This window comes from Brevibacillus ruminantium (assembly GCF_023746555.1).
GTDB lineage: Bacteria > Bacillota > Bacilli > Brevibacillales > Brevibacillaceae > Brevibacillus > Brevibacillus ruminantium.
Window position 1 is genome coordinate 3,540,274 of record NZ_CP098755.1, and the last position, 22,878, is coordinate 3,563,151.

29 protein-coding genes and 1 pseudogene are annotated in these 22,878 nt (G+C 48.4%); 2 read left to right on the forward strand and 28 right to left on the reverse strand.

The genetic code is table 11. The features are described 5' to 3' along the window. Positions 1–150 precede the first annotated feature (150 nt). On the forward strand, positions 151–729 hold the full coding sequence (locus NDK47_RS17515) for an LOG family protein (protein ID WP_251871035.1): 579 nt from the start codon (positions 151–153) through the stop codon (positions 727–729). A 148-nt stretch (positions 730–877) separates the two neighbouring features. Continuing rightward, entirely contained in the window at positions 878–1,366 is a 489-nt protein-coding gene (locus NDK47_RS17520) for a cation:proton antiporter regulatory subunit (protein ID WP_251871036.1), read from the forward strand. A gap of 143 nt (positions 1,367–1,509) precedes the next feature. Here NDK47_RS17520 and NDK47_RS17525 read toward each other — a convergent pair whose 3' ends face one another. From NDK47_RS17525 to NDK47_RS17660, 28 genes and pseudogenes are all read right to left on the reverse strand, one after another. Then, a complete protein-coding gene (locus NDK47_RS17525; protein WP_251871037.1) occupies positions 1,510–2,733 on the reverse strand; it encodes a cation:proton antiporter in 1,224 nt (407 codons plus the stop codon). Positions 2,734–2,882: 149 nt separating this feature from the next. Continuing rightward, a complete protein-coding gene (locus NDK47_RS17530) occupies positions 2,883–3,377 on the reverse strand; it encodes a cation:proton antiporter regulatory subunit (RefSeq protein ID WP_251871038.1) in 495 nt (164 codons plus the stop codon). A 1,020-nt stretch (positions 3,378–4,397) separates the two neighbouring features. Next, positions 4,398–4,865 carry a DMT family transporter gene (locus tag NDK47_RS17535; RefSeq protein WP_251871039.1) on the reverse strand — a complete coding sequence of 156 codons (468 nt, stop codon included), beginning with the start codon at positions 4,863–4,865 and terminating at the stop codon, positions 4,398–4,400. Positions 4,866–4,945: 80 nt separating this feature from the next. Continuing rightward, entirely contained in the window at positions 4,946–5,644 is a 699-nt protein-coding gene (locus tag NDK47_RS17540) for a Crp/Fnr family transcriptional regulator (protein ID WP_251871040.1), read from the reverse strand. 51 nt (positions 5,645–5,695) lie between these two features. Continuing rightward, positions 5,696–6,121, reverse strand: coding sequence for a DMT family transporter (locus NDK47_RS17545; protein WP_251871042.1), 426 nt, complete (start codon positions 6,119–6,121; stop codon positions 5,696–5,698). Between the two features lie 246 nt (positions 6,122–6,367). Continuing rightward, on the reverse strand, positions 6,368–6,601 hold the full coding sequence (locus NDK47_RS17550; protein ID WP_251871043.1) for a hypothetical protein: 234 nt from the start codon (positions 6,599–6,601) through the stop codon (positions 6,368–6,370). 171 nt (positions 6,602–6,772) lie between these two features. Beyond that, positions 6,773–7,147, reverse strand: a pseudogene (locus NDK47_RS17555) (sigma-70 family RNA polymerase sigma factor); the annotation flags it as partial. 24 nt (positions 7,148–7,171) lie between these two features. Further along, entirely contained in the window at positions 7,172–8,674 is a 1,503-nt protein-coding gene (locus NDK47_RS17560; protein WP_251871044.1) for a recombinase family protein, read from the reverse strand. Positions 8,675–8,867: 193 nt separating this feature from the next. After that, positions 8,868–9,554, reverse strand: coding sequence for an SOS response-associated peptidase (locus NDK47_RS17565; RefSeq protein WP_251871045.1), 687 nt, complete (start codon positions 9,552–9,554; stop codon positions 8,868–8,870). Between the two features lie 74 nt (positions 9,555–9,628). Beyond that, on the reverse strand, positions 9,629–10,150 hold the full coding sequence (locus tag NDK47_RS17570) for a sunset domain-containing protein (RefSeq protein WP_322112104.1): 522 nt from the start codon (positions 10,148–10,150) through the stop codon (positions 9,629–9,631). After that, positions 10,057–10,287 (reverse strand): hypothetical protein, encoded by a 231-nt coding sequence (locus NDK47_RS17575; RefSeq protein ID WP_251871046.1) that lies wholly within the window; start codon positions 10,285–10,287, stop codon positions 10,057–10,059. The genes NDK47_RS17570 and NDK47_RS17575 overlap by 94 nt, the downstream gene beginning before the upstream one ends. Before the next feature lie 52 nt (positions 10,288–10,339). Beyond that, positions 10,340–11,710 carry an N-acetylmuramoyl-L-alanine amidase gene (locus NDK47_RS17580; RefSeq protein ID WP_251871047.1) on the reverse strand — a complete coding sequence of 457 codons (1,371 nt, stop codon included), beginning with the start codon at positions 11,708–11,710 and terminating at the stop codon, positions 10,340–10,342. Further along, a complete protein-coding gene (locus tag NDK47_RS17585) occupies positions 11,707–11,997 on the reverse strand; it encodes a phage holin family protein (RefSeq protein ID WP_251871048.1) in 291 nt (96 codons plus the stop codon). The genes NDK47_RS17580 and NDK47_RS17585 overlap by 4 nt, the downstream gene beginning before the upstream one ends. Further along, a complete protein-coding gene (locus NDK47_RS17590) occupies positions 11,998–12,258 on the reverse strand; it encodes a hemolysin XhlA family protein (RefSeq protein ID WP_251871049.1) in 261 nt (86 codons plus the stop codon). It abuts the gene before it with no gap. Positions 12,259–12,357: 99 nt separating this feature from the next. Next, positions 12,358–12,513, reverse strand: coding sequence for a CD1375 family protein (locus NDK47_RS17595; protein ID WP_251871050.1), 156 nt, complete (start codon positions 12,511–12,513; stop codon positions 12,358–12,360). After that, positions 12,510–12,719 (reverse strand): hypothetical protein, encoded by a 210-nt coding sequence (locus NDK47_RS17600; RefSeq protein WP_251871051.1) that lies wholly within the window; start codon positions 12,717–12,719, stop codon positions 12,510–12,512. The genes NDK47_RS17595 and NDK47_RS17600 overlap by 4 nt, the downstream gene beginning before the upstream one ends. Further along, entirely contained in the window at positions 12,719–14,371 is a 1,653-nt protein-coding gene (locus tag NDK47_RS17605) for a hypothetical protein (protein ID WP_251871052.1), read from the reverse strand. The genes NDK47_RS17600 and NDK47_RS17605 overlap by 1 nt, the downstream gene beginning before the upstream one ends. 12 nt (positions 14,372–14,383) lie before the next feature. After that, entirely contained in the window at positions 14,384–14,911 is a 528-nt protein-coding gene (locus tag NDK47_RS17610; RefSeq protein ID WP_251871053.1) for an integrase, read from the reverse strand. 110 nt (positions 14,912–15,021) lie between these two features. Next, positions 15,022–15,321, reverse strand: coding sequence for a hypothetical protein (locus tag NDK47_RS17615; RefSeq protein WP_251871054.1), 300 nt, complete (start codon positions 15,319–15,321; stop codon positions 15,022–15,024). Next, positions 15,315–15,866, reverse strand: coding sequence for a putative phage tail protein (locus tag NDK47_RS17620; protein ID WP_251871055.1), 552 nt, complete (start codon positions 15,864–15,866; stop codon positions 15,315–15,317). Before NDK47_RS17620 ends, NDK47_RS17615 begins: the two co-directional genes overlap by 7 nt. After that, the gene (locus NDK47_RS17625; protein ID WP_251871056.1) at positions 15,863–16,678 is read right to left on the reverse strand and encodes a baseplate J/gp47 family protein; all 816 of its coding nucleotides are present in this window, start codon (positions 16,676–16,678) and stop codon (positions 15,863–15,865) included. The genes NDK47_RS17620 and NDK47_RS17625 overlap by 4 nt, the downstream gene beginning before the upstream one ends. Then, positions 16,666–17,100 (reverse strand): DUF2634 domain-containing protein, encoded by a 435-nt coding sequence (locus NDK47_RS17630; RefSeq protein WP_122957654.1) that lies wholly within the window; start codon positions 17,098–17,100, stop codon positions 16,666–16,668. The genes NDK47_RS17625 and NDK47_RS17630 overlap by 13 nt, the downstream gene beginning before the upstream one ends. Beyond that, a complete protein-coding gene (locus NDK47_RS17635) occupies positions 17,101–17,349 on the reverse strand; it encodes a hypothetical protein (protein WP_251871057.1) in 249 nt (82 codons plus the stop codon). Positions 17,350–17,352: 3 nt separating this feature from the next. Continuing rightward, complete coding sequence (locus NDK47_RS17640; protein WP_251871058.1) at positions 17,353–18,306, reverse strand: XkdQ/YqbQ family protein; 954 nt, start codon at positions 18,304–18,306, stop codon at positions 17,353–17,355. Between the two features lie 12 nt (positions 18,307–18,318). Then, entirely contained in the window at positions 18,319–18,912 is a 594-nt protein-coding gene (locus NDK47_RS17645) for a hypothetical protein (protein ID WP_251871059.1), read from the reverse strand. Next, the gene (locus NDK47_RS17650) at positions 18,909–21,410 is read right to left on the reverse strand and encodes a phage tail tape measure protein (protein ID WP_251871060.1); all 2,502 of its coding nucleotides are present in this window, start codon (positions 21,408–21,410) and stop codon (positions 18,909–18,911) included. The genes NDK47_RS17645 and NDK47_RS17650 overlap by 4 nt, the downstream gene beginning before the upstream one ends. Before the next feature lie 43 nt (positions 21,411–21,453). After that, positions 21,454–22,491 carry a hypothetical protein gene (locus NDK47_RS17655; protein WP_251871061.1) on the reverse strand — a complete coding sequence of 346 codons (1,038 nt, stop codon included), beginning with the start codon at positions 22,489–22,491 and terminating at the stop codon, positions 21,454–21,456. A 129-nt stretch (positions 22,492–22,620) separates the two neighbouring features. Next, positions 22,621–22,815, reverse strand: coding sequence for a pre-mRNA-splicing factor SPF27 family protein (locus NDK47_RS17660; RefSeq protein ID WP_251871062.1), 195 nt, complete (start codon positions 22,813–22,815; stop codon positions 22,621–22,623). Between the last annotated feature and the right edge of the window lie 63 nt (positions 22,816–22,878).

The following is a 22,878-nucleotide window of genomic DNA, read 5'->3' on the forward strand; positions in this document are numbered from 1 at the left end:
CTATCAATAATGTGGCTGCATGCAGGAGATTCATTTCTCCTGCTTTTTTCTCGTTATCCCGAATTCGCCTTTCTTCTTCCAAGTTTCCCCTGTATACTAAACATTGGTTTATCAGCGCTTAAAGAATGATCGAAGCAAGGAGGCCTACTTATGAAGCGAATTTGTGTATACGCCGGCTCGAATCCCGGTACGTCACCTACATTTACCGAAAAAGCAAAAGAGCTTGGTGCCGGTATCGCCCATCGTGGATGGGAGTTGGTATACGGAGGCTCCAACATGGGTCTGATGGGAAGCACCGCAAACGCCGTTCTCGAGGCCGGAGGAAAAGCGATTGGTGTCATGCCTCGCGGGCTATTCCGCGGTGAAATGAGACATAGTGGATTGACGGAATTCTACGAAGCGGAGAACATGCACGGACGGAAAGCTAAAATGGCTGAGCTCTCCGATGGCTTCATCGCTTTGCCCGGCGGCTATGGCACGTTTGAGGAATTGTTTGAGATACTCTGCTGGGCACAACTGGGAATCCATCAGAAACCGGTCGGAATTTTAAATATTGACGACTACTATACACCGCTCCTGCAACTTATCGAACAAGCCATCTTTTCCGGTTTTATGCCGGCTACCCACCGGGATCTGCTGCTGGTTGACCAGGAGCCAGACCGATTGCTGGACAAAATGGAAGCCTATAAGCGTCCCGTTCTGTCAAACAAGTGGAACGAAGAGGACTGAGAACAGCAAGGGTGGAATCCATTTCCTGCATTTCTAGCATCTTGCGGCCTTCTCTTGTATAATAAAGGACAATCTGACCGCAAACGGTCGCATCTTATTTCATGGAAAAACGTCGTGTCGTTTTTCACAAACAAAGGAGGTTGCCATTTTGAACATTTGGGAATCCGATTTGCCAGGAATCGGTCGTAAATTTCAAATGGAGACCCGAATGGGAGAAAAATTGGTTGTTGTCATTCATGACAGTGGAAGAAGAGAACTGTACTTCTTTGATCAGGAGAACGCAGAAGAGTGTACCTCCTCTGTCACACTGGAAGATGACGAAGCCCTGCAAGCCGCAGGCATTCTCGGAGGGATGAGCTACAAGCCGAAAGCGCTGGATACCGTCAATCTTTCCCTGAATGATTTAGTCATCGAGTGGTACAAAATCTCCCCACAAGCAGCCTGTATCGGTAAATCTATCGGTGAAGTCGATGTGCGGCAGAAAACCGGAGCCACGATCATCGCTGTGATTAACCCTGATCAGAAAAAGCAGATCACTCCGGGTCCCGACCATGTTTTCATCGCAAATGCCCTGCTCGTTGTTGCAGGTGAGCGGGAGAGCCTGAAAACATTAAAAGTCTTGCTGCAAAACGGCTGATCCTTTACGATTGTCCTCCGCCAAATTCGGAAAGCAAAAAAGCCCACCCTACCCGGGTGGGTTCTTCGATTCTGACGGTCATGATTGAAATGGGGCAGGCACCACGACGGATACCTGCCCCGTAAACTTTTCGCCAGCAGCGATTATGACACACTTTTGTCTTGTTCCTCTTTCCTTTTGCTCCAATTCTCGCCGAGCTTTTCAAAAAAACTGTAGATCGATTTGGACTCTTTCGTCAGCAGCGGCCCTAGTACGGCCAGAATCAGCACATACAGGACAGCAAATGACTGCACGACGGGAAGCAATCCGCCCGCCTTCCCGATGTTGGCCATAATAATGGAAAATTCTCCGCGCGACACAAGCGTAAACCCGATATTAACTGACGCGCGCTTCGAAATGCCAGCCATCCGACCACTGAGAAATCCAGCGAGCATATTCCCGATAAGCGTCAGAATGACTGCTACAATCGTAATCCACACTGCCCCTCCCAAAGATGTCGGATCGATGGTCAATCCGAAACCGAAGAAGAAGATCGCTCCGAAGAAATCACGGAACGGCAGCACCAGACTTTCGATCCGTTTCACATGCTTGGAATCGGCGAGGACCAGCCCGACCATCAGCGCTCCGATCGCTTCAGCGACGTGCAGGGTTTCCGAAAAGCCTGCTACCAAAAACAGTGCTGCCACGACGAGAATCAAGAAGAGCTCCGTCGATTTGACATTAAACAATTTGTCTACATATTTAATCACGTATCTGCCAACAGCGAGGAAGACGAGGATGAACAGCAGTGCAGAAAGCGACGTGAGCAGAACTCCTGTAAATGAAGTCGCCCCGCTCAAAACCAGACCAGACAAGATGGACATGTGTACAGCGATGAACAAATCATCGAACATGATCATCCCCATGATAATCTCCGTCTCCGGATTGGCGGTCCGCTTCAGATCCACCAGCACCTTGGCCACGATCGCGGTCGACGAACTGGTCATGATCCCGCAGATCACCAGCGTTTCCTTTAAAGGCATCCCCATCATCCAACCAAGCAGCAAGCCAGAGACAAAATTCAACGCCACGTAAAAGGAACCACCGACCAGGATGGATTTCCCCGATTTGATCAGGCGACCTACGGAAAACTCCAGGCCCAGGTAGAACAGCAGAAACAATACGCCCAGACGACCCATGAACTCAATAAACACGGAGCTTTCAATAAATCGCAAGTCAAAGATTCCAAAATGCGGCGCATGCGGCCCTACGGCCATCCCCACCAAGATGTAGAAGGGAATGACGGAGAATCGAAGCTTGTTGGAAAGCAATCCGACGATTGATATTAATGCAAGGGCAAGCCCTATTTCAAATATGACTGTATCCATATGTTCCTCCTTTTCAGTCTCTTATTGAGAAGGCTGAAGTATCGATCCCATTTCGCTTTCGATGCGGCATTCTACTCCCATGCGCATATGATGTGCGTGCAAAATGGCATCACTTTGTGGTTAATCCCCACTTTGGGAAAGGAGGTTTGCTACTCCCGTCCGCCGAGCAAAAATGCCTTTAACGCCTTCAGTTGCTGTCGCTCTCCCGCAACAATCAACGTCGAATGGGCGGTAAACACATAGTCTGGCCCCGGGTTAATATGCTTTTTATGGTCTTTTTCGACGACGGCGATAATAGAGGCTCCCGTCTTCTGGCGGATCTCCATTTCTCCGATCTTTTTGCCGATACAATTCGCATTGGCTTCAATTTTATGCCACTCGATTACCAGATCATCCAAGCTGATATCAATCGATTCGAGCGCCTTTGGCTTATAAGCCATCCCTCCGATGATCCCTGCTACCTGTCTCGCCTCTTCATCATCCAGTGCGACCATAGAAATGCTGGTCTCCGGATCATCCGATTCAAAATGATACAGCTCCCGTCGACCGCCATCATGGATGATAATGACGAGCTTATCCCCGCTTTGTGTGTCCATTTGAAATTTTTTGCCAATCCCTGGAAGATGGATTTCGCGAATGTTCATATGAAAGAAACCTCCGTCTTTTCAAATTTTTCAATCCCAGAAAACCGATCTATTCACCTTGAATTCACGCAAAACAATCCCATACTTTGACGAAAAAGGGCATAGATTCCATGCGAAAGAAAGGGCACTTTTCCCTTTATCCAATTCTTTTGTTTCCGCTCAAAGCGATTCTGCAGTGATACGACAACCTGTTACTTGTCATGAGTAAAAGCCTTTTGCTTGTGATTGATTTCACATTCCTTTTGCTAATAGAAAACATGCTGTACGCACCTCGAAAAAACCGTCCAGATTGCTTACTGCCTTTACAGAAGCAAACAGAAATGAGCAGGCTTTTTCAGGCAGACGGAAACAAGCTGCATCCTTTTTTCGTTACGCAACCGCTGGGAAAAACGTCGAATTGAATTTGATGGGCATGAGAAAGAGACTTTTCAATTTCTGGGGAATAAAAGTCCGAAGGTTCTGATGTGGAATCTGAATCAAGAGAGTGAGAAGCAGCGGTAAGACAAACACAAACAATGCTTCCCGTAGAGGAGAAAAGAAAAATTTAACAGATGTGGCCTGGCGGAACTTGATGACATGCTTTCCGTGCTTCAGGGCCACAATCTTGGGGGTATTGTCATGAAAAAGCTGACCATTCAAACTGTGGAGAGGAGCAATCGCGAATGCCAAGAGAATGAGAATACTCAGTAGAAAAAGCGGGATGCATCTTGCGCTGTTTTTTTTCATCATAAGGGATGCACCTCCTGCAAAAGTCTCTTGACGTTGGTTTGTGTCCTCCTGTGAGATCATCGCCTTTTATCAGCGACATCAGATCAAATCTGTTTCCATATAACTAACTTCTTATACTATGTACATAAAAAAGAGTAACATTAACATTCCATTAAGTCAAATCGGAAGCATGCAAATTCGCATCGCTCTCACAGAGGTCAACGTGCGCGATGCCAAAGATCTTCCCTACTTTACTGGTTTGCTTTTTGATTGAGTTTGCTTAATTGCCGATGGCCCTAAACCCGCTGAAAGTTACATCATTTTTGCAGGCTCCTGGGCCTTTTGCCCGCCGCCTAGTTTAAATACGAGAACACCCCCGACGATCACAAGCACACCGACCAACTGCTGCATAGTGAATGGAACCCTGGTCAGACCTAACCAGCCCAAAGAATCCCACAACAGCGCAAATCCCAGCTGTGCCGAAAGCACGATGGAGATCGCATACGTCGGCCCCAGCAGCCTGATCCCTCTCACCAGACAAATCACTACGCATACACCGATCATACCGCTGAAATAGTACCAGGGCTGCATCTGTTGCCAGCTAAACAATTGTTTTCCCTCAAAAATCAGACCAAAGATCAGGGAGGCCAGAAATCCTGTCCCGAGCACATAAGTGGTCGTTGTCCAGGAGCCCGCCCGTTCATTCACTTTACTGTTGAAAATATTTTGCAGGCTGACCAGCGAACCTGCAAGCAGCGCCAATGCCAATCCCATTATCATACTATCATTCACCTCTTCAACCGATGTATCTGTGGAATAAGAAAGCCCATCCTTTTGGCCTACTCCCATCATCCATCGATTTATTCGTAGATATTGTAACCTGCCAGTGCCCGCAATCCTTCCCTGTCCTTTACATGGATAAACCCATTGCTGCGCTCCACCAGCCCCTCCTCGCATAACTGTTGGATCACCCGATTCAGATGTCGATAACTGCTTCCGATCAAGTTGGCGGCATCTTTTAAACTGACTGCGTTTTGTTGTCCGGAAAGAGGAGAGCCTGTATCATCGATGGAGACAGACAACAGATAACTGGCCAATCTTACCTCCACCGGATACAACAGGTTGAAGCTCAACGAGTTGGATTTGATACAAAACTTTTGTGTAATGATGTCCAGCAAAAATTGCAGCAGCGGGGGATAATCACTCGCGTATTTTTTTATCCATCGATAATGGACTCCGATCATACTAACGGGCGATACAGCTTCCACTGTATTGAGAAAATCAATTCCCCGTACATACTCGATATCCCCGATCACCTCAAGCGGTTTCTTAAAAGAGAGAATCAGCGTTTTGCCTTCTGCCGAGGTCGTATAGATTTTAATCTTCCCCTCTACCAGCACATACAGATACTCTGACCGCTCTCCCTGGGAACAAATGAGCTCTCCTTGATCAAAGCTGTAGAGCGACAAATGGGGGAGTAGCGATTCGTTGAACACGGAATCGAGCTGGTGCAGGTGCAATAAACTCAGCAGCTGCTCACGGTTTTTCCATTCTTTCATGACCCGATCTCACCTCCTGCTTTCCCTCTTACATCTGGCGCATACATGCGCTCAATATTTCAATATCACCACACCCGCAATCATCATCCCGATGCCAATGAGTTGTGGAAGGCCCATCTTCTGTTTTGCAACGCCAAACCAGCCGTGACTGTCAATGAAAAAGGTCAACACCAGTTGAGCGATCAGCAGCGCAGATATGCTAAGCGTCACACCGATCTGCTGAATGGCCGTCACATTGCCGAAAATGATGAACGCCGCCAGGGAGCCCCCCGTCAGGTATAACGGTTTCACTTGGGTAAACCCGCGCCAATTCCCGTCTCGAACGAACAACAGGATAAGCAAGGCGGTAACAAATCCGGTGAACTGGGTGAGAGTCGCCGTTTGCCATGTGCCGATATCTTGACTGATCCGCGCATTGGCCACCCCTTGCAGGGTAAGAAAGGCTCCGCCTAAAAATGCGTAGATACTCCCTTTCATTTTACTCTCTCCTCGATTTCGATTTGTCATTATTCAATCATACATCCCGGCGGTCGCGGTAGGACATATGTCCTCGAAAAGACAAGAAAACGGAAATACCCGCAAACGGGACACGTATATGAAGAGTGCCCATCCTGCGGGTATCATTTCTTTTGTTTGTCAAAAAGTACGGCAAGCAGCGGTTCTGCGCCTGCTAAGCTTTAGCATTTGGATTTGGTTTCTCTATCAGAACTTTTATACAAATGTTTACTTCCTTTTTCTTTTGATATACTCAATCAAAATAACCACTACGAATACAACAAATGTGGTTTTGATTGAATAACGGATCAGCATAAGTATATAATCTGGTAGTTCTAAATGAAGACCAGTATACAATCCGTTCCCAGTCTTTACTGTCCGATCTTGCTCTATGAAAACTATAAAAACAGAAAATGAAATCACAAAAGTATAAAGGGCTATTTTAACCAATTTCTTTTCCACAATACCCCCCCTTGAAAATCAGAATTTTTGTTAGATATTTACATATTATCATTTACTCTTTAATTCTTGTACCAAAAAGAAATACCCTCAAGAAGCAGCCCCATTGTAAAGGCCCTCTTGTGGGTACTCTTTCCACTTCATTTTCATCAAACTTTACCAGACAATAGAAGGCTAGCGGTTCTGCGCCTGCTTGGTCCGGTAAAACTCGTTAAACAGCTTCATCAATGCACGTTTTTCGATGCGGGATACGTACGAACGGGAAATGCCGAGCTCACGAGCAATTTCTCTTTGGGTCTTTTCTTTGTCCTGATCCAGGCCGAACCGTCCGATGATCACTTCTTTTTCCCTATCGTCCAGGATGTGAATATGCTGGTAGATCTTATTGGATTCCAGCTTCAACTGTACAGCATCCACCACTTCATCCGTCTCCGTCCCGAGAACGTCGATGAGGGTGATTTCATTCCCTTCTTTGTCTGTTCCGATCGGATCGTGAAGCGAGACATCTTTTTTGGTTTTTTTCAAGCTTCGCAAATGCATCAGGATCTCGATTCTAAAGACAGAAGTGGCGCATTAAAATGTAAAGATCTCTGTATGATCTTCGTATACCCTGATCTCTTTCACAACATGCCTGATAAGATTTTGCTTGTCTTCGAAAGTTAGTTCGTCGGGAGCTTTCGATAAATAGTACTCAGCGGCTTCTTTGATTAGATTTCGTGAATATGAGTTTTCTGCAAACATTTGCTGCTGGCTTCGAAGCTCTCTGATCTGGTTGGTAAGCTTTTCTTCTTTTTCTTTGAGCTCACGTAACTGTTGCCTAATCTCTTCCTCCCCGAAATCTTCTTCTCCTTCCGCAAAAAGTCTCAACAGACGTTTTCGTCCATTCTTTGTTTTCTCAAGCTCCTTTTCGATCCTCTCTATCTCAATCAACTCAAAAGGAATTGTTTCCTTGGCTTCTGTAGCTGCAGCTATTTCATCCGGATTGTTTAGCCAAGCTCTTACTGTTTCCCAAACCTCGTCATCGATTTCTTGGCACTTTATTCTACGTCTGCAACCCGGATTCTTTGCTCCAGCCGTGTTTTTTTCGTCAGAGTAGACGAAAATATACGTTCCCCAATTATTTGTTCTTCTTCCTGTCATCGTATTGCCACAGTCTCCACAACGGAGTAAACCACTTAGCAGATATTTGTTTAAGCTGCGACCTGACCAACGTCTCCTTGATTCACCAATTAAACGCTGAGCATGTTCAAATCTTATTTCATCTATTATAGGCGGGCAGGTTATTCTGATCCAATCTTCCTTAGGGCGTTCTTTCATTTTAACGCGTTCATCTGGAGACTTATGTTTGTTTCCAAGCATTCCTTCAGTGTTCCAACGGTTCTGATAAAACTCGCCGATATATGCCCTGTTCATTAAAAGTTGGCGTACAACCTGACGATGCCAAACCTTTGCACCACGTTTTGTTGGTATTTCTTTATCCGTCAAATATTTCGCAATCCCGTTAATGCCCTGAACAAGATCATTTGGTTGGGTAAATAAGTCAAAAATAAGTCTGACAATAGCAGCCTCGTATTCATTGATTACAAACTGCTCCGAATCTTTATCATACGAGTATCCGTATATTTGGAAGTCCCTGAGAACCCGTCCCTGTCGTGCTTTTTCTCGTCTACCTCGGCTCATACGTTCGTTAATTTTTGCTTTCTCAAACTCAGCGATGGCACCGCGCATACTGTAGAAAAGGTTGCCTTCAGGGGTCTTTGCATATTCACCACTTACAAAGACAAGTTCAGCCCCACGCTTTTCGAATTCGTCTGTAACTATTAGCTGATTCATCAGTTTTCTTGCCAAGCGATCCGGGTCTAAACATATGATTTTGGTGATGAGTCCACCCTTTACATCATTCCGTAATTGTGTCAAAGCTGGCCTCTCAAGAAATTCCCCCGAATGTCCATCATCAACATACAATTTTACCTCATTAGTCGCTGCCTTCTTTTTTCCTTCTCTGATCTGGAAGTCGATGCTGAATCCGCTCTTGGCTTGTTCCTCGGTACTTACCCTGGCATATATTCCGATCATACAGTTTCTCCTTCCTGTACTTCTCTAATAAATAATGATAGCAGGCAGAACGAATACTGTCAGTAGAATTGCCAGGCATTATTCTTACATGCACCGTTCATCCCCCCTTGTCAGAGGGTATGCGTATGTAGCTTGTCAAAAGTAGACCTTTTCGTAAAATAAAGTGGCCTCTTGTGATAAGCATAACCCGCCTCTAAAACAGAAGAGGCGGGTTAGTAAATTCCTGTATACACTCCGGCAAATCATTTTTGGGGCTACCCACCATTGCCGAAACTGGATAAGCCCTCATTTGATCAGCGTCGTAGGGAACAAGCAGGGTTTGCAGCAGCTCAGCGTCAAAGCTATCGCGGTCCAACCAGATCGCTTCATCCTCCTGCCGAAGGATAACCGGCATACGGTCGTGAATGTCTTTAACAACCTCATTCGGCTGTGTTGTGATGATCGTACAGGTGTGAACCTTCTGACCGTCTGGCCGTGTCCAGGTGTCGAATAGTCCAGCAAATGCAAACGGCTCCTCATTTTTCATCATGATACGCATTGGCTGCTTACCCTTCGCTGTTTGCTTCCACTCATAAAAACCATCTGCCGGGATAAGGCAGCGTTTACGGGCAAACAGATTGCGGAAAGCTGGCTTCTCTGTCAATGTCTCAGCCCGCGCGTTTATCATCTTATAGCCGATCTTCTCGTCTTTGGCCCACGAAGGAACCAGGCCCCAACGGATCTGCCCAATTCTACGTTTGCCCTGGTCTTCAATAATTGCAGGAATTGGCTGGCCGGGGGCTATATTAAAGCGTGGTTGTAATTCAAAGAGTATCTCCGATAGATCGAATCGTTCAGTGATCTTGTCAGGCTCTGTTGTGAAGGTATAGCGTCCGCACATAGATATCCCTCCTAGCACCATCATAACCCATGGGAAGAAAAGAAAAACCCGCCATTTTGACGGGTATTCAGGAACTATTTTTGTGCTTTTTTATACCCGGCAGTTTGTGCCTCGGCTTCAGTGCAGAACATCTCAACGTTTGCCGTGGTCTTATCATAAGACTGGCCACCTGGAACGTGATAAATCTTTGAGTTTTTGTTCCCTTTGATTGTGGGCTTATCACATGCCTTTGAAGCTGCAGGCGCTGGCTTTGGAGTTTGTTTGGCAGGTGCTTGTCCTGATGTATTAGCTGCAGGGGCAGTAGATGCCGGTTGCGCGATTCGATATTCAACTGTTTGGAATCCCTTTGTATCATTCCACATTCTTTCGAATTCTGCGGCAAATGACTTGGCGACAGTTTCATCTCTTAATACCATCAGTACTTCGTCATTTGTTGTGCTGGCCGCCTTCGAGAAGTTGAAAGAACCGGTTGTCGCAACCTTTTTATCAGCGACCACCATTTTCAGGTGCATGAGTCCAGAGTGACTGTTGATCTTAGTAGGAACCCAATCACTACGAAGCTTGCTTTGATGCGTGCCGGAAGCCTGTCGTAGCAGTCGATCACATACTGTTCGCGTTCGTTCAGATGCTCAATAGCCATTGGATGCCGCTGTTCTACCTCACGTATGGATGAGGCCAGTTTCGGAATCAAATCGGCTGCCATGCCAGCAACGACCAAAAGGAGCAGGGCCATTACCGACCATCACTCCTGAAGAAACATCATTGTTTATACGGACCAATCCATGCTACGTCTCTCCTTTCAACGTTACGGTTTTATAGGTACCCTCCCAGTCCACTTGCAGACCGAGTACTGCCGCCAGCTCGCGTGCTGGAGCATAGGAAACGCCAGCTTCGATTGTCTCTGTCAGGTCTTTTCCGTTCACTCGGACCTGCTTTGTCTCTGGCAGCCATTCCGGAGTAACGCCAAGGGCTTCCGATACGACCCGGATAGGAAGTACAGATACGCCGTTCCGGAGATAACCTTGAGCTGGGATGCGTACGCCATTTATCTGAATGTTCACTTTCTCCACAGATTTATCAACAGGCGTTGTGGATACTTTGGTCGTCAGCAAGCCTGCCAGCAGCTCCGTGATCGCCTTCCCATAATCAGCTGCAGGCGCCCACTTCCCGCCGAGTGATTCCACTGTCTTGGCTGTCCCGCGCACTGATGGGAAGTGTCTTGGGTCGACGATCTCGCCTTTTACTTCCACACCGGCATACAGGGCCAGATGCTGCAGGTGAGCTCTTACTCCCACTTCGTCGCTTGGGAAACGAGCGTGCGCAGTTGGATCGGTATTGCTACCACCTTTGGTCGTTTTCAGCCCGCACCAGTTATGGAAATCTCGGGAGACCACCCCGCCGAACCGCCCGAACCCGGTCTCCTTCGCCGCCTGGGCATAACCTACTTCCGGACGGATTCCCAGCACGGCACCAACGCGCCAATAGATCGGGGCAACATCAATAAAGGCTTGGGCTGCTTTCTTTTGCCTTGCCCATTCCTGGGCCTGCCCGATGGTCGCTTGGGCTTGTCCGGCAATGGGTGTGCCTGACGTGGCTACTCCGACCTTCTTTAAGCCGTATACCTCGGCGATAGCCTGGACAATAGCTGCCGCGCACTTGCGGCGGTACTCGTCGCTCTTGAGCAGAGCTGCCTCTTCTCGGTTGGTCATGAACCCGCACTCGGCGAGGATCGCGGTCATCTTGGTTTCGCGCAGGACGTGCAGGTCGCCCGCCTTTACCCCGCGATCCCGGCGGCCTGTAGAGCGAACCAAGGAACGCTGCACGGCTTCGGCCAGCTTTACGGCTGCAGTTGGCCGCGATGTGTAGACAAACGTCTCGATGCCGTTGGCGTCGTTCCAATCGCTGCCGAAGGCGTTTGCGTGAATGGAGAAAAAGGCATCTGCTTTCCAGGCGTTCGCCTTGTCTGTGCGTTCTTTCAACGGTACGTCCCTGTCGTCAGCATGGGTGAAAAGGACTTCTACACCCTCGTATTGCTTCAATCCGTCCCGGACGCAACGGGCGACCACACTGTTAAAGTGGAATTCCCGCATGCTGTCGTCTGGCGTTCGCTTTCCGGGAGTGTTCGGACCGTGTCCCGCGTCAATGGCGATTCTCATGCCCCATCTTCCTTTCGTTTCTCAACGGTCTGCTTCCACAACTGATGCCCCAAGCTGGCGACTGCCGCCGCGAGGATACCCTGAATAGTGGCCTGAACGGTCACCTCCCTCAGCACACCGCATGCCAGCACAATCCCGGCCCCGGTCAGTATCCAGGGAATCAGCCAGTCGGCCACGCCCGGCGTTCTCTTCAAAAACACGCCCAGTACCAACAGAGCCACCACAACTATGAGTGCCTGGTCGAGTAAAAACTGCTTTGCCAGTACAAACAAGTCCGTTTCGTTCATTTAGTTCATCCCCTTCCACATAAGTGCAATGGCCCCGGCGATAACCGCGCCGACCACGGTACGCCAGAGCCATTTTTGGTTGTCGGCCACTTCATTCAGCCGATGATGCGCCGATTTCCCATACTGCAAAGCTTCATTCGCAATTTCTTTCGCTTCTTCGGCAGTCGCACGAACGTCCGTCATCGTATCAATTTTTGTCTCGACCCGAACCATGCGTTCTCGGATATCACTTAAAACTCGACTCACTTCCATATCGGGCATGCACTACCATCCTCCTCACCACCTCGGGGCAAAAGCTAAAGGGAGCCGCTGCCGCAGCTCCCCATGAAAAAACGCCTCTCTCATTTAGAGAAAAGGCGCTTACGCTGCATCCTGTTCAGCTAAGTATAAGGCTACTGGTACACGGTATACCTCCGGCACAACTTTTTCGCCATCAGCTCCAGTCGGCTCGATTAGCCAGCCGCCAGACTTAACCAAAACAGCATACGGCGCAATCATGTATTGCTTAACCATCATTGTCCACCTCCTTTCAGAGCTTGCACCTGTTCTTCCAGCGCCTTAATCCTGGCTGTATACTCTTCACGCATCGCTGTCATTTCTAAGTCCATAAAGGCGATTGTTTCAAATAGAATCTGTACCTCCGGGGCAAGGTCATCAGTATGCCCGGGTGTCTCTACCCAATCGCCAAGGGTACCGTCTGGATTACGCTTTCGGTATCTCATTACTTAAACACCCCCACCAGCATGGTTGCTGCCTCTGTTGAGCTTGCGTTGGTCCGGGACAAAGTTTGTTTAAAAACGACATCAGCTTTCGGCGTTGTTACTGTCCCGATCAACTCGTCCTCTGTTATTTTGGCGTTTATATCGGCACTGCTTTTGGACATCGGAATGTACTGCTCAGGCTGTCCCGCATCAACAAAAGAAGCCTCTGCATCGATAACCAGGTCACCCTTTTCCCTCTTGAGCCAAGCGAGGATCTCCTTCGCTGAACCGAGGGGTGGGAGAATTCGGTACCGAGCAACGGCTTTTTTCATTGGCTTTTCTACTACTTCGTTTTTAACGTTGAATGTCTTAACCGTTGAGGCTCCGAACTGGTCGGTGGCGGTGATCGTGACCGCGTTTGTGCCGGTCTTCAATTCGCTCACCTTGAACGGGAACGACCAGTTACCACTTGATACACCGCTCAATAGTGTTTTCTCTGTGCCTGTGTTCAGCTTTCCTTTGACCGTGACTGTGTTTCCGTCTGGATCGGAAGCAGTCCCGGAAAGCGTGATCGTATCAGGCGGAATCAGGCCCGACTGTACTGGTGTGAAAGTGTTGACAGTAAGGGCTGGTGCTTTGTTGTATTTGACTGTAAATGACCTGGTTACGACCGCCGACTGCCCCCCCTGGTCATCTACAGCCCATACAGAAAGAGTATGGGTCGTACCCTCCGCCAACAGCCCGGACACGTCTGTTGAACCATCGTAAAGTCTACCGCCACGGTAAGTAAGTGCCTTTGAGAAAGGGATTGGGCTACTTCCGTCAGAAACCTTTGCATCAAGATTCCGCTCAGATCCGTTGTTAATCTTGTACTTGACCGTAACCACGTTTCCGCTGTCTTCATCTTTCGCACTACCCGCAATTGTGAAAGTGTTTCCTTCGGTTAATACCTGGTTATTGGATGTTGACAGGGATACCGTTGGAACAGAATTAAGAACTTCAAGAACGGGGCGCCAGCCTACAGAACTCGAACTGGAGTTGTTTCTGATTGTTTGAATCAGTCCAGCAGAAAGTTCTCCTCTGAGCCTCCTTGTATCAGAAACTTCATCACTCTCCTGAACCATTGTAGACATATACATCCAGTTCCAGAATCGATTGAGTTCGCCCTTAAATTGAATATTCCAAGCGTCCAATTCTAGGTAATCGGTTCTGAAATCAGAACTTTTTGGTATAGGAAGGCCAGGTATGTTTGCTTTATTCAGTACATACCTGTTCCACTCGTTATCTCCTGATTCCGCGTCAGGATATGTCATGCCCCCTGTCAAAACTCTCAGGGTATACCTTTTGCCATCAATTGTAACGCGGGTTCCTGTGATTCTTCCCAGATTGTTCATTTCGGCAGGCCGGAAATAACATAATATCGCCCGATCGCAAATCAGAAGTGTTTTATCTCCATCACGTATTTTGTGCCAATACAACTGATTTTCTTCTACTGGATCAGTGTCTCTGATGCTCCACCGAGTTGCAACGTCACCGAAAGCCGAAGGCATGTTGCCTTTACCAATGTTGGAATTTGGAATTCTGTCAGGAACCCATGGCTTTGTTGGCCTTGGCAGTGGTGTGGAGTCGTAATACAACGTCCCCATTTTTATAAGTCCTTCATATGTTGCCATGTGATCGCCCCCCTATGCCTGTGTAATCGTGATCGTATGTGTTCCCCAACTGCCAATCCGCATTTTTTGTGCTGTTGCATCCCTGACAACCGTAGACCTAGCCACTATCGCACCTTTTTTATAGGCATTGGTCAGCTTGGCTACCGTAATAGAGCTGGTACCTACAGCCGTAATCTTTTGATTTTCAAACGCTGTGTCGTCGCAGATGGTGATTTCTTGGCCAACCTTAAACCCCGTCACAGATGCTACGGGGATGCTTACTGCTGTCGTACTTGCAGACAGGGCAGTCGTTGCATACGTCTTGGTTTGATCGAGTTTCAGCACTGGGTCGTCTGAGCCGTCGTAGATGTCAGCGAAGCGAGCCTGTGCATCGATCACGCCGCGATCGTCTGCGTCCAGATGGGCCTCAATCCGGGTGACACGGCGCTCTACCCGATCAATACGCAAATGGGCGCCTTCAATCCCGCCTTCCATATGGTTGAGGCGAATCTCGTCTACGGGCGTTCCGGCCAGCACCTGGTAGGCTGGTTCTATCAGCATAACCCCTTTTGCAGCGAGCTCTGGGTCGGGGTGGGGTTGAACCCTATAGGCCCCCGGGAAATCCACGAGCCTATTAACGTGAGTCTGTTTCTGATACCTCTCTATCACTGTCACTCACCTACTTTCCATTTCAGTTCAATCGGGATGCTGAGGGCTACAGCTCTGGCTGGCTTGTACAGATTCACCGAGTCCTGCCAGACGATCTGGCCATTTTCATCCTTGATTACCCGCTTTGTGATATGGCCTACTTCGGAGTCCTGGAGTCGAATAAGGAAATTCACTTTATTCGGCCCTTGTCTGATTTTCAGGAGAGTGGCCGGTTTCAGTTCGCCGTTTATTTCCACCTCCGCGCTGTCGAAAAGTGACTCAAGGCTGTTTGCTTGTCGTTCCAATGCGTGTTCGGTCAGCATAGATCGTTTTCACCTCCGGCGTAGAATGTGCCACACATGAGAGGATCATCGTAGTAGACATGCATTGGTCCTGAAGTGAGGACGAGACTCCCCTTCTGCTGAATGACTATCCTCTCTCTATTCACATGAACCGGGCGCATTCTTTCAAACATGTTGTGTAGGGTTAGAAGATCGATTGGCCCGCCCTGTTGAAACTCAAAAACGATTTCCTTTGCTGCGAAATCCTCCGTCACAGACAGCAGGTTCCCGACCGTTTTTCCTAATGATTGGAGGACTGGCAAGGTGAACGGGAGTCTTGCCCAGTGCTGCGCTCGAATATTTTTTCGCCTTTCGTCGATGCTCAGGGACTGCTTTTTTCCGAAGTAAATCCAGTCCCAAACGTCCAGGCCCCAGGTCGCCGACCATGGACTAAACTGCTGCAAAACGTCCTCTCGTTGTTGGTCAAAGACATTTACTTCTCTACCTGCTCCCTCAAAGTGGTACTCGGCCACTGTGTTTTCATACCAGTAAGGCGGGAGCATCTGTCGATACCGTTCTGGAATCATGTTGTCACCGCCAAGTTGAGGGAAGCGATAGCATCCAGCGGTACGGTAAGGTTGGCTTCCCCGTCGTTCAAAGTGTAATCGGCAAAGTCTTCTACGCCGTCAACGAAGAAGAGCGCCCCGATCTGCTGGTAAACGATCTGGGAACGCCCTTTCAAGTAGGTTTTGATTTGGTTGGCGATCAGCTCCTGTACCTTGTCCATCTCAGCATCATGGCGGAGCACCAGCCGCACAGATACGTTGACAGGGAAAACTTTGGCCGGAAATACCTGCAGATCGTGCAGAGCTCGCCGTTTGTCTTCCAGCTTGTCACGGACCTGCTTAACCAATTCTGCTGTGACCGGCTGCCCGTTCAGGTCCGTAATATAGACGTCGATGGACAGATCATGCCGCGCCTTCTCAATTGCCACAGCCCCGCCTACACCCTCCACGTTCCGAGCCCAGCGCTCATAATCCTGGCGACGCCCGTCTCCTTCCTCTGAGCGAGCTCGATCAATAAGACGCTGCCGGTAATGCTCGTCTTCCTCCCCTGCACTTCGGGGAAGACCAAAAAATACCCCGCAAGCGTCCAAGTACTCGCCGTCAGCCCAGGGCAAAAAGTGCTGTAGAAAACCATATTCAAGTAGCTGCTGTTGTTCGCTGATCTCAACGGCCAAGGGGTATTCAAAGTCGTAAAATATTTCGCCTTCTTCCGTCGCCGGTGGTGTTTCCCCGCGCTGCTGAGCAATCTCCGCCATGCGGTTGGCAATCCTTTGGTAAATCTGATCCGGCGTTTCCCTCAGAATCGGCATCTCAGGTTTGTTCATCGTCGCCATGCGCTCACCTCCGTTCTGGTTGTGCCTCGTACACCCTCAATCTCAAGCGAGAAAATAACCCGATTGCCTTCAAAACGAATATCGGTAACCTCGGCCCGTTCAATCTCACTGTGGGCCTCCAGCGCCTCTTCTGCCTGTGTTTTGATAACCGGAAGAGACATGCCAGACCTCATCCGTCCAATTTCGTACAAGAAATCTACTCCGTAACGTTCAGAGTAAATCTCATAACGGAACCTGCGCGTGTTGAGAATCTTCTTTGCTGCTTCCTCCAGGTATTCGGCGTACGTCTTTGTCCGCAAATACCGGCCATCTGGTCCCTGCATGAGCTGCTTTGTGTGCCAGTCGAATTTGTAGGTCCAAGGGATGGGATTGTCTGGCGACTGCTGCAGTCGCGATTCGTCTCCAGTCAGCTCAGGAAACATCTATCCCACCACCCCGAGAAGAAGGTATTGGCCGTTCGTACAGCGAATCACGGCCACTTTCTTACCCACGTCTTCCGGGCGCCATGCGGTGGGGTTCAGCCTCACCAGTTCGTTCTCTTCAAGTGGTGCTGGATCCTCGTCCAGTTTGACTGACAGGGGAGACAGCGAAAGAAGATTGCCCAGTTCCGCTTTTGTATCGGTCAACCCATCCCGGGCCCCTTGGTATATCTTTTGTAATGCTGCTTGCATGGGTCATCCCCTCCTTTCCAATTGCAAATCCATTGTGTATTGACCGCCCTTCCAACGTGCATTGCAGCTGGTGACGATCCAGTCCGTGATGGTCACGTTATCCTTCTCCAAGATTTTGATAAGCCAGCCTGCGCGGATCCGGGCTGCCTGATTGTCTTCGTGCTTAACGGTTATGGGTCGGGTCTTGGGTATTTTCGACAGGTTCGCTAGCTGTTTTGAAGCGAGAGCATCCAGTCCCTTTTCTTCACCGGCATCGATCACCTTTTTCATTCGTCCGATCTGCTTGATCAGGTTGGCGTTTTCCTTCGTCACGCTGGCAGCTACTTTGTCATCTTTGTACCGTTCCGCTGTAACGACAGTGTACACTTCCTCGATCGACTCGCCCGTTGAGCTGCTTTCGAGCAAGCTTGCCGCGAACATTGGGACTACGCTGTTCCCGCCTTCTGGGAGAACGGTCAGCTTGTCTCGTTCATGTTGGACGAAATACCTCTTGCCCGTCTTGTCATAAGCCTGCTCTGTCAAAGTCGTGAATAAGGAAGCAAAAGATTGGGAAGCAAGCCGGTCCTTTACTTCAAAGCCAAAGGCCGGACAGCTGAAGTTGATTCCCGTTGCCCGGATCAGTCGCTCCAGCTCCTTCCCGGCATCGCCGTTTAGCTTAATCCGTGACGTTTCATTCTTCTGTAGGTACCAACTCAGCTCGTACGCGGTTGCCGATGTGTCGCCGCTCTTATCGTCACGCTCAAAACGCACGATTGGCCCGTGGAAAAACTGCTGCGACTCCTTGAGCAGATCACCGGAGAAGAGCATTAAAAAGCCCGCCGATTCGATAGGCGGGGCATTCAGGACTTGAATATCACAGTTTTGGGCGATTTGGCCGCGAGAGGAAGACCAAGACAACTCCTTCGTCGCTGGTGTTAGATTTATTCTGGTTGACTCTTTGCCATAGATGATCTGCATGGTACCACCTCGCTATGTTCCGATAGCCCGGTTCAGACTGGCTAATTTTCTGTCAATCCTGTCACGTTGGATTTTTTGCATAGCTGGATCAATCAGAGACTGGCTACCGCTTTTCTTCTTCGCAGTCTTACCTGTTGTATTTGGCCTTGCCTTCTGCTGCTTGGCTATCACCTTTTCGGGGCTTAGAAGTTGAGTTTGGTTGCTCCAAGTCACAAACTCGTCTTTTACGTATAAAGGCAGTTCGATTGATCCGTGATAGTCCACATTCTTTCCTGAAAACTTGCCGTCACACGGTCCGACGAGAACATTCCAGGCCAGGTTAAGCTCGTCTATTGTGATCAGCACCTCTGCCCCGGTCAGCCGGTCCAGACCGTCCAGCCACGCACGCGGTCCTTGATATCCTTCAACCTCAATAAAGTCTGCTTCAAGGTTTCCGGGCAAAAAGAATTCGAAAGAGATTGATTTCGGGCGCCGCCCTGAAATCCGATTATGTGTCAGCAAGTCAATGGTTGTCGTACTTTCCGTATCGTTCCCATACCCGTTTAGCTGGATTTCCCCTGGGGTTACCGGGAACGTGAGTCTGTACTTGCCCTGTAAACGGATCATGTAGCGACACCTCCCCGGGTTTCCAGTGCATCTATAAGCGCTTTCTCAATGAGGTCCTTAATTTTCTGTCCGACAGACGGATCACTCAGCATCTTCAACATAGTCGGTATATCCTGAAGTACGCCTTGAGCGTGGAGTGGAATGGTCACTTGGGGTATGGTGACTGAAACGACTTTTGGTTTCTCCGTTACCTTCCCTCCAACCGGCGATACAGGCGGTATCGGCGGCCCCATGACAGGCGGGGTCGGCCTTAACTGATTCACTTCTTCTCTGGAAATTTTCATCATCCCTCGGGGATGCGGTGGAGTCTCCGGTGGTGTTGACGGTGCATCATTCCACCAAGACATCACTTTATCAAAGAGTGCTCCCCCGCCAAAAGCTCCGGCGATACCGCCCACAATTCCACCAATTGCTGTTCCGATTCCGGGGACAACTGAGCCAATGGCCGCTCCCGCTGCAGCACCTCCCCAACCACCAAGAGCTTCCGCTCCTACTTTGCCGGCAGCTTCGAGCTTGTCCTCAGCTGTCAGGATTTCACTGGCGCCAACAGCCATACCGATGATCGGCAATCTTTTTACAAGCCCACCGCCCAGAGATTTTACTCCTTCCCAAGCACTTTTTGTACCAGAAAGGACTGTATCGCTCTTTGGTAGTAGCCCGCCTAAGCTTTTCAGGTTTTCCACCAAGCCTTTCTTTGGAATATCGGGAGTTTTATCTGGGAGTGAGCCGCCCAAAGCTTTCCTTGTTGCTTCCTCAGATGTCAGCCACTTTCGGTCTGGGACAGGAGTCTCTTTTTTTCCCCAGTTTAACGGGTTCCATTTGCTTCTCTTACCGCCACGGCCACCTCCTCGGCCTTTTCCCTTCTTATCAGGGCCGTCGGGCAGATCGATGTCAGGCATCTCGCCGCCGAGCTTTTTTCTTACGGCGGCCGCTTCTGCTGCAGCTAATGCTACTTTGAATTTCCAAAGTCCATATGTTACTAGGCCGATAGCCGCAACAAGGGATGGAACTGCAAGTGTGGTTGGTAGTGCATCAAATCCATCTTTAACTACCCTTATTACATGACCGAGCCCGCTGATAACAGGACTCAGGTCTTGCGCTATAATCAAACCGAGGTTAATCAGTTCGTTTGATAGCATGGTTTTGGCTTTAATAAAGTCATGCAGGGGGTCATTCTTTTGGTAGGTCTGGTATAACGAATCAAGTTGCCCCTTCATTTTCTCCCTATAGACCATCGGATCAACAACCGCAATTTCTCCCGCTTTTTGCAATAGCTTGACCAATTCTTCTTGTCCAGCGTTTTCTCCGGGACCAGCCGCCAGTTCATTCAACAGGTTTTGACGCACAAACTCGTCCTTGATCGAAGCGAAAGTCTGCATGAGTACACCAGTTGCATACTGCCGATCCTGTTTGCTGCCAGACGCAAGATACTTCCCGATCTGCTCCGCTTCTTTCTTCGCTAGCTCTGACGCCTTTTCGTCACTCATCCCTTGTGCGCCATACGCGGTTTTTAGAACATTTTCGAGGTCGCCCACGTTGTTCAGTTTCAACCCAACTTCTTTCAGAGTGTCGAAACCCGTATCCGTATTCCAAACATCATTCATGGCTTCAACGAGCATGGCAAGCTTTTCGGGAGCATCAATGAACTTTGTCATTTGTGCCGAATACTCTTGCAACGAATCCAATGTGTCTTTTCGAATATCGCGGGCTTTTAGTGCCACATATCCCAGCGAATCACCTATGCGATTGATATCTGCATCTGGCATAGCGCTTTTCATCAGCATTTGTGTATTGAGGAACTCATCAGCACCGCCCATGTCTGGGCGAATCGCGCTAAGCTGAAGTGCTTGTTTCGTTAACTCTGTACCGTTCGCACCACCAAATCGCGTTGCCTGTGTCATCAAGTCCTTAACATAAGTGCTATCAATGTTTGGATTAATCAGCGAAAGGTCCTGCGCTTGCTGCTGATACCGCGCCAACTCTTCCGGTGTATCTCCGAGCAACGCTCGCCTTGCATTCGCTTGAGTCTCCAGGGTCAGTTGGTCCAAGTATCCTGCTCCTAAGTAAGTTGCCATCCCACCAGCAACTCCACCTGCCGCGAAATCTACGCTCCCCCCAGCTTGTGACGCTTCAATTTGTACCCTTGCCTTCTCACCGTCAAGCGCTTTTACTTCCTGTCGAATCGCTGCAATCTCACGTCTGGCCTGATCATCAACCGTAATCTTTGGCGTAGCCCTTGTGGCGTCTAGCCCGCCTAACTGCCGTCTCAAGTCCTGGATTTCACGCTGCATCTGATCTATTTCTCGTTTGAAACCACTTTCTGCTCGCTCTGCAGCCTGCTTAACCTTCCTCATTTCTTTCAGCATGTCCTGAGTGGCATCATCTAGCTGGAGCATTCCTTTCGCAGCGGTCTTGGTCATTTTCACCACACTACGAAGTTGCGGCGATAACTCATTTTTAGCTTGTAAATATGCAGTTAAGCCAACAACCCTTCCCATCAAAACACTCCTTTCCAATAAAAATAGCGCCATACAACAGGCGCTAATTCGCTTTCCTTGCTATTAACTTAATTCCGTCCGATCTATTTATGACTAAGTGATATGCTACTCCATTTTTCTCCACCGTCTTATCAGTGCCTTCCAGTAATTTTTTAACATCGTTCATCCCAAGTTCAATCAACAGTTGATCCACATCGCCTTGAGAAAGTGATGAGTCTAGCGCTGAAATGGCAAAGAATTGAGCCACTATAACCTCACTGAGCGACGTTTGATCCTCGTTCGTTATCCCGACTAACCGAATTTCTGTTAATTTTTCTTGCCCATCTATAATCCCCATCAATCCGATTAAGTCTGTTACTTTCAGAAAGAAAATTTTTGTTTCCGGTCCAGTGATAATATTGGGGGTTACATTTCCGAATACCTCTGGATATTTCCCTGATACTTTGTTGAATGCCTCAATATATTCATCAGCAGATAGCTTTAAAGGTGCTAATTTTTCTTTTGGCTCCTTAACAATATATAGTGCAGCGAATTTTTCGCGCTCTACCCTATCGTAGACATATTTGTCGATAAATTCTTTTTCAAATAAGTTACCCGTCTGGTCTTTAGATAACATTTCGAAATCAATATCGAAATATTTCTCAGCATCACGTTTGGTCCACTTCACCTTGTACACCGAGGATTGGAACGGAAGGATCATCTCGACATCGTTTACTCTTGGTAAATCTTTAAGAATCCTGATAGGCTCTCCCATCAAAACCTTATTGATTTGGTCACCTGAATTCCAGTATCCTATGTAATTTTCCTCGGTTGTTTTTCCATTGGGGTCTATTATTTTGAACTCCTTGTAATCTTTTACATATTGAACCCTTACTGAAGAATCAGAGACTGAGAAATCCTTAATAAAAATCGAGCCTTTAATATTGCCTTTTAACTTTTCTATGTCCACCTGCTCTAACGTTTGCCTTTGAGTTACCCCCTCAACTTTTTCAACGCCGGCTGGTGTTTGCTGTATTGTCTCGGTAGTATTCGTACAGGCTGTAAGTAGCAAAAAAATTAACGGAAGAATTTTTCGATTCATTCTTATTCACCTCGTTCTACATTCTACCCCACCTCCTTTTTCGCGTCAGTCCAAACAAATCGGGAACAAACGACAAGATACGACAAAAGCACACTCGTGCCGGAGTGTGCTCTGTCATTTATTTACTTGCTACATTGTGATTCCTGCCCTCTCTACTTCTAAATATGAAGAAAGAAGTTCATTCCAGGCATTGTTCAAATCCTTTACCTCTTCTGCTAAATCGGTTTGTTGTAGGCTATCCAATTTATCCATCAAGTTATTAAAGCAACGCGTTTTGTGGTTCCAGTTATTCCAAAACTTTTCACGAACTTTATCTGTCCTCATGCTTATACCTCCAGTTTTGGGGGCAACACCACGTTTACAACCGCGCTGTCTGTGTTATACTGT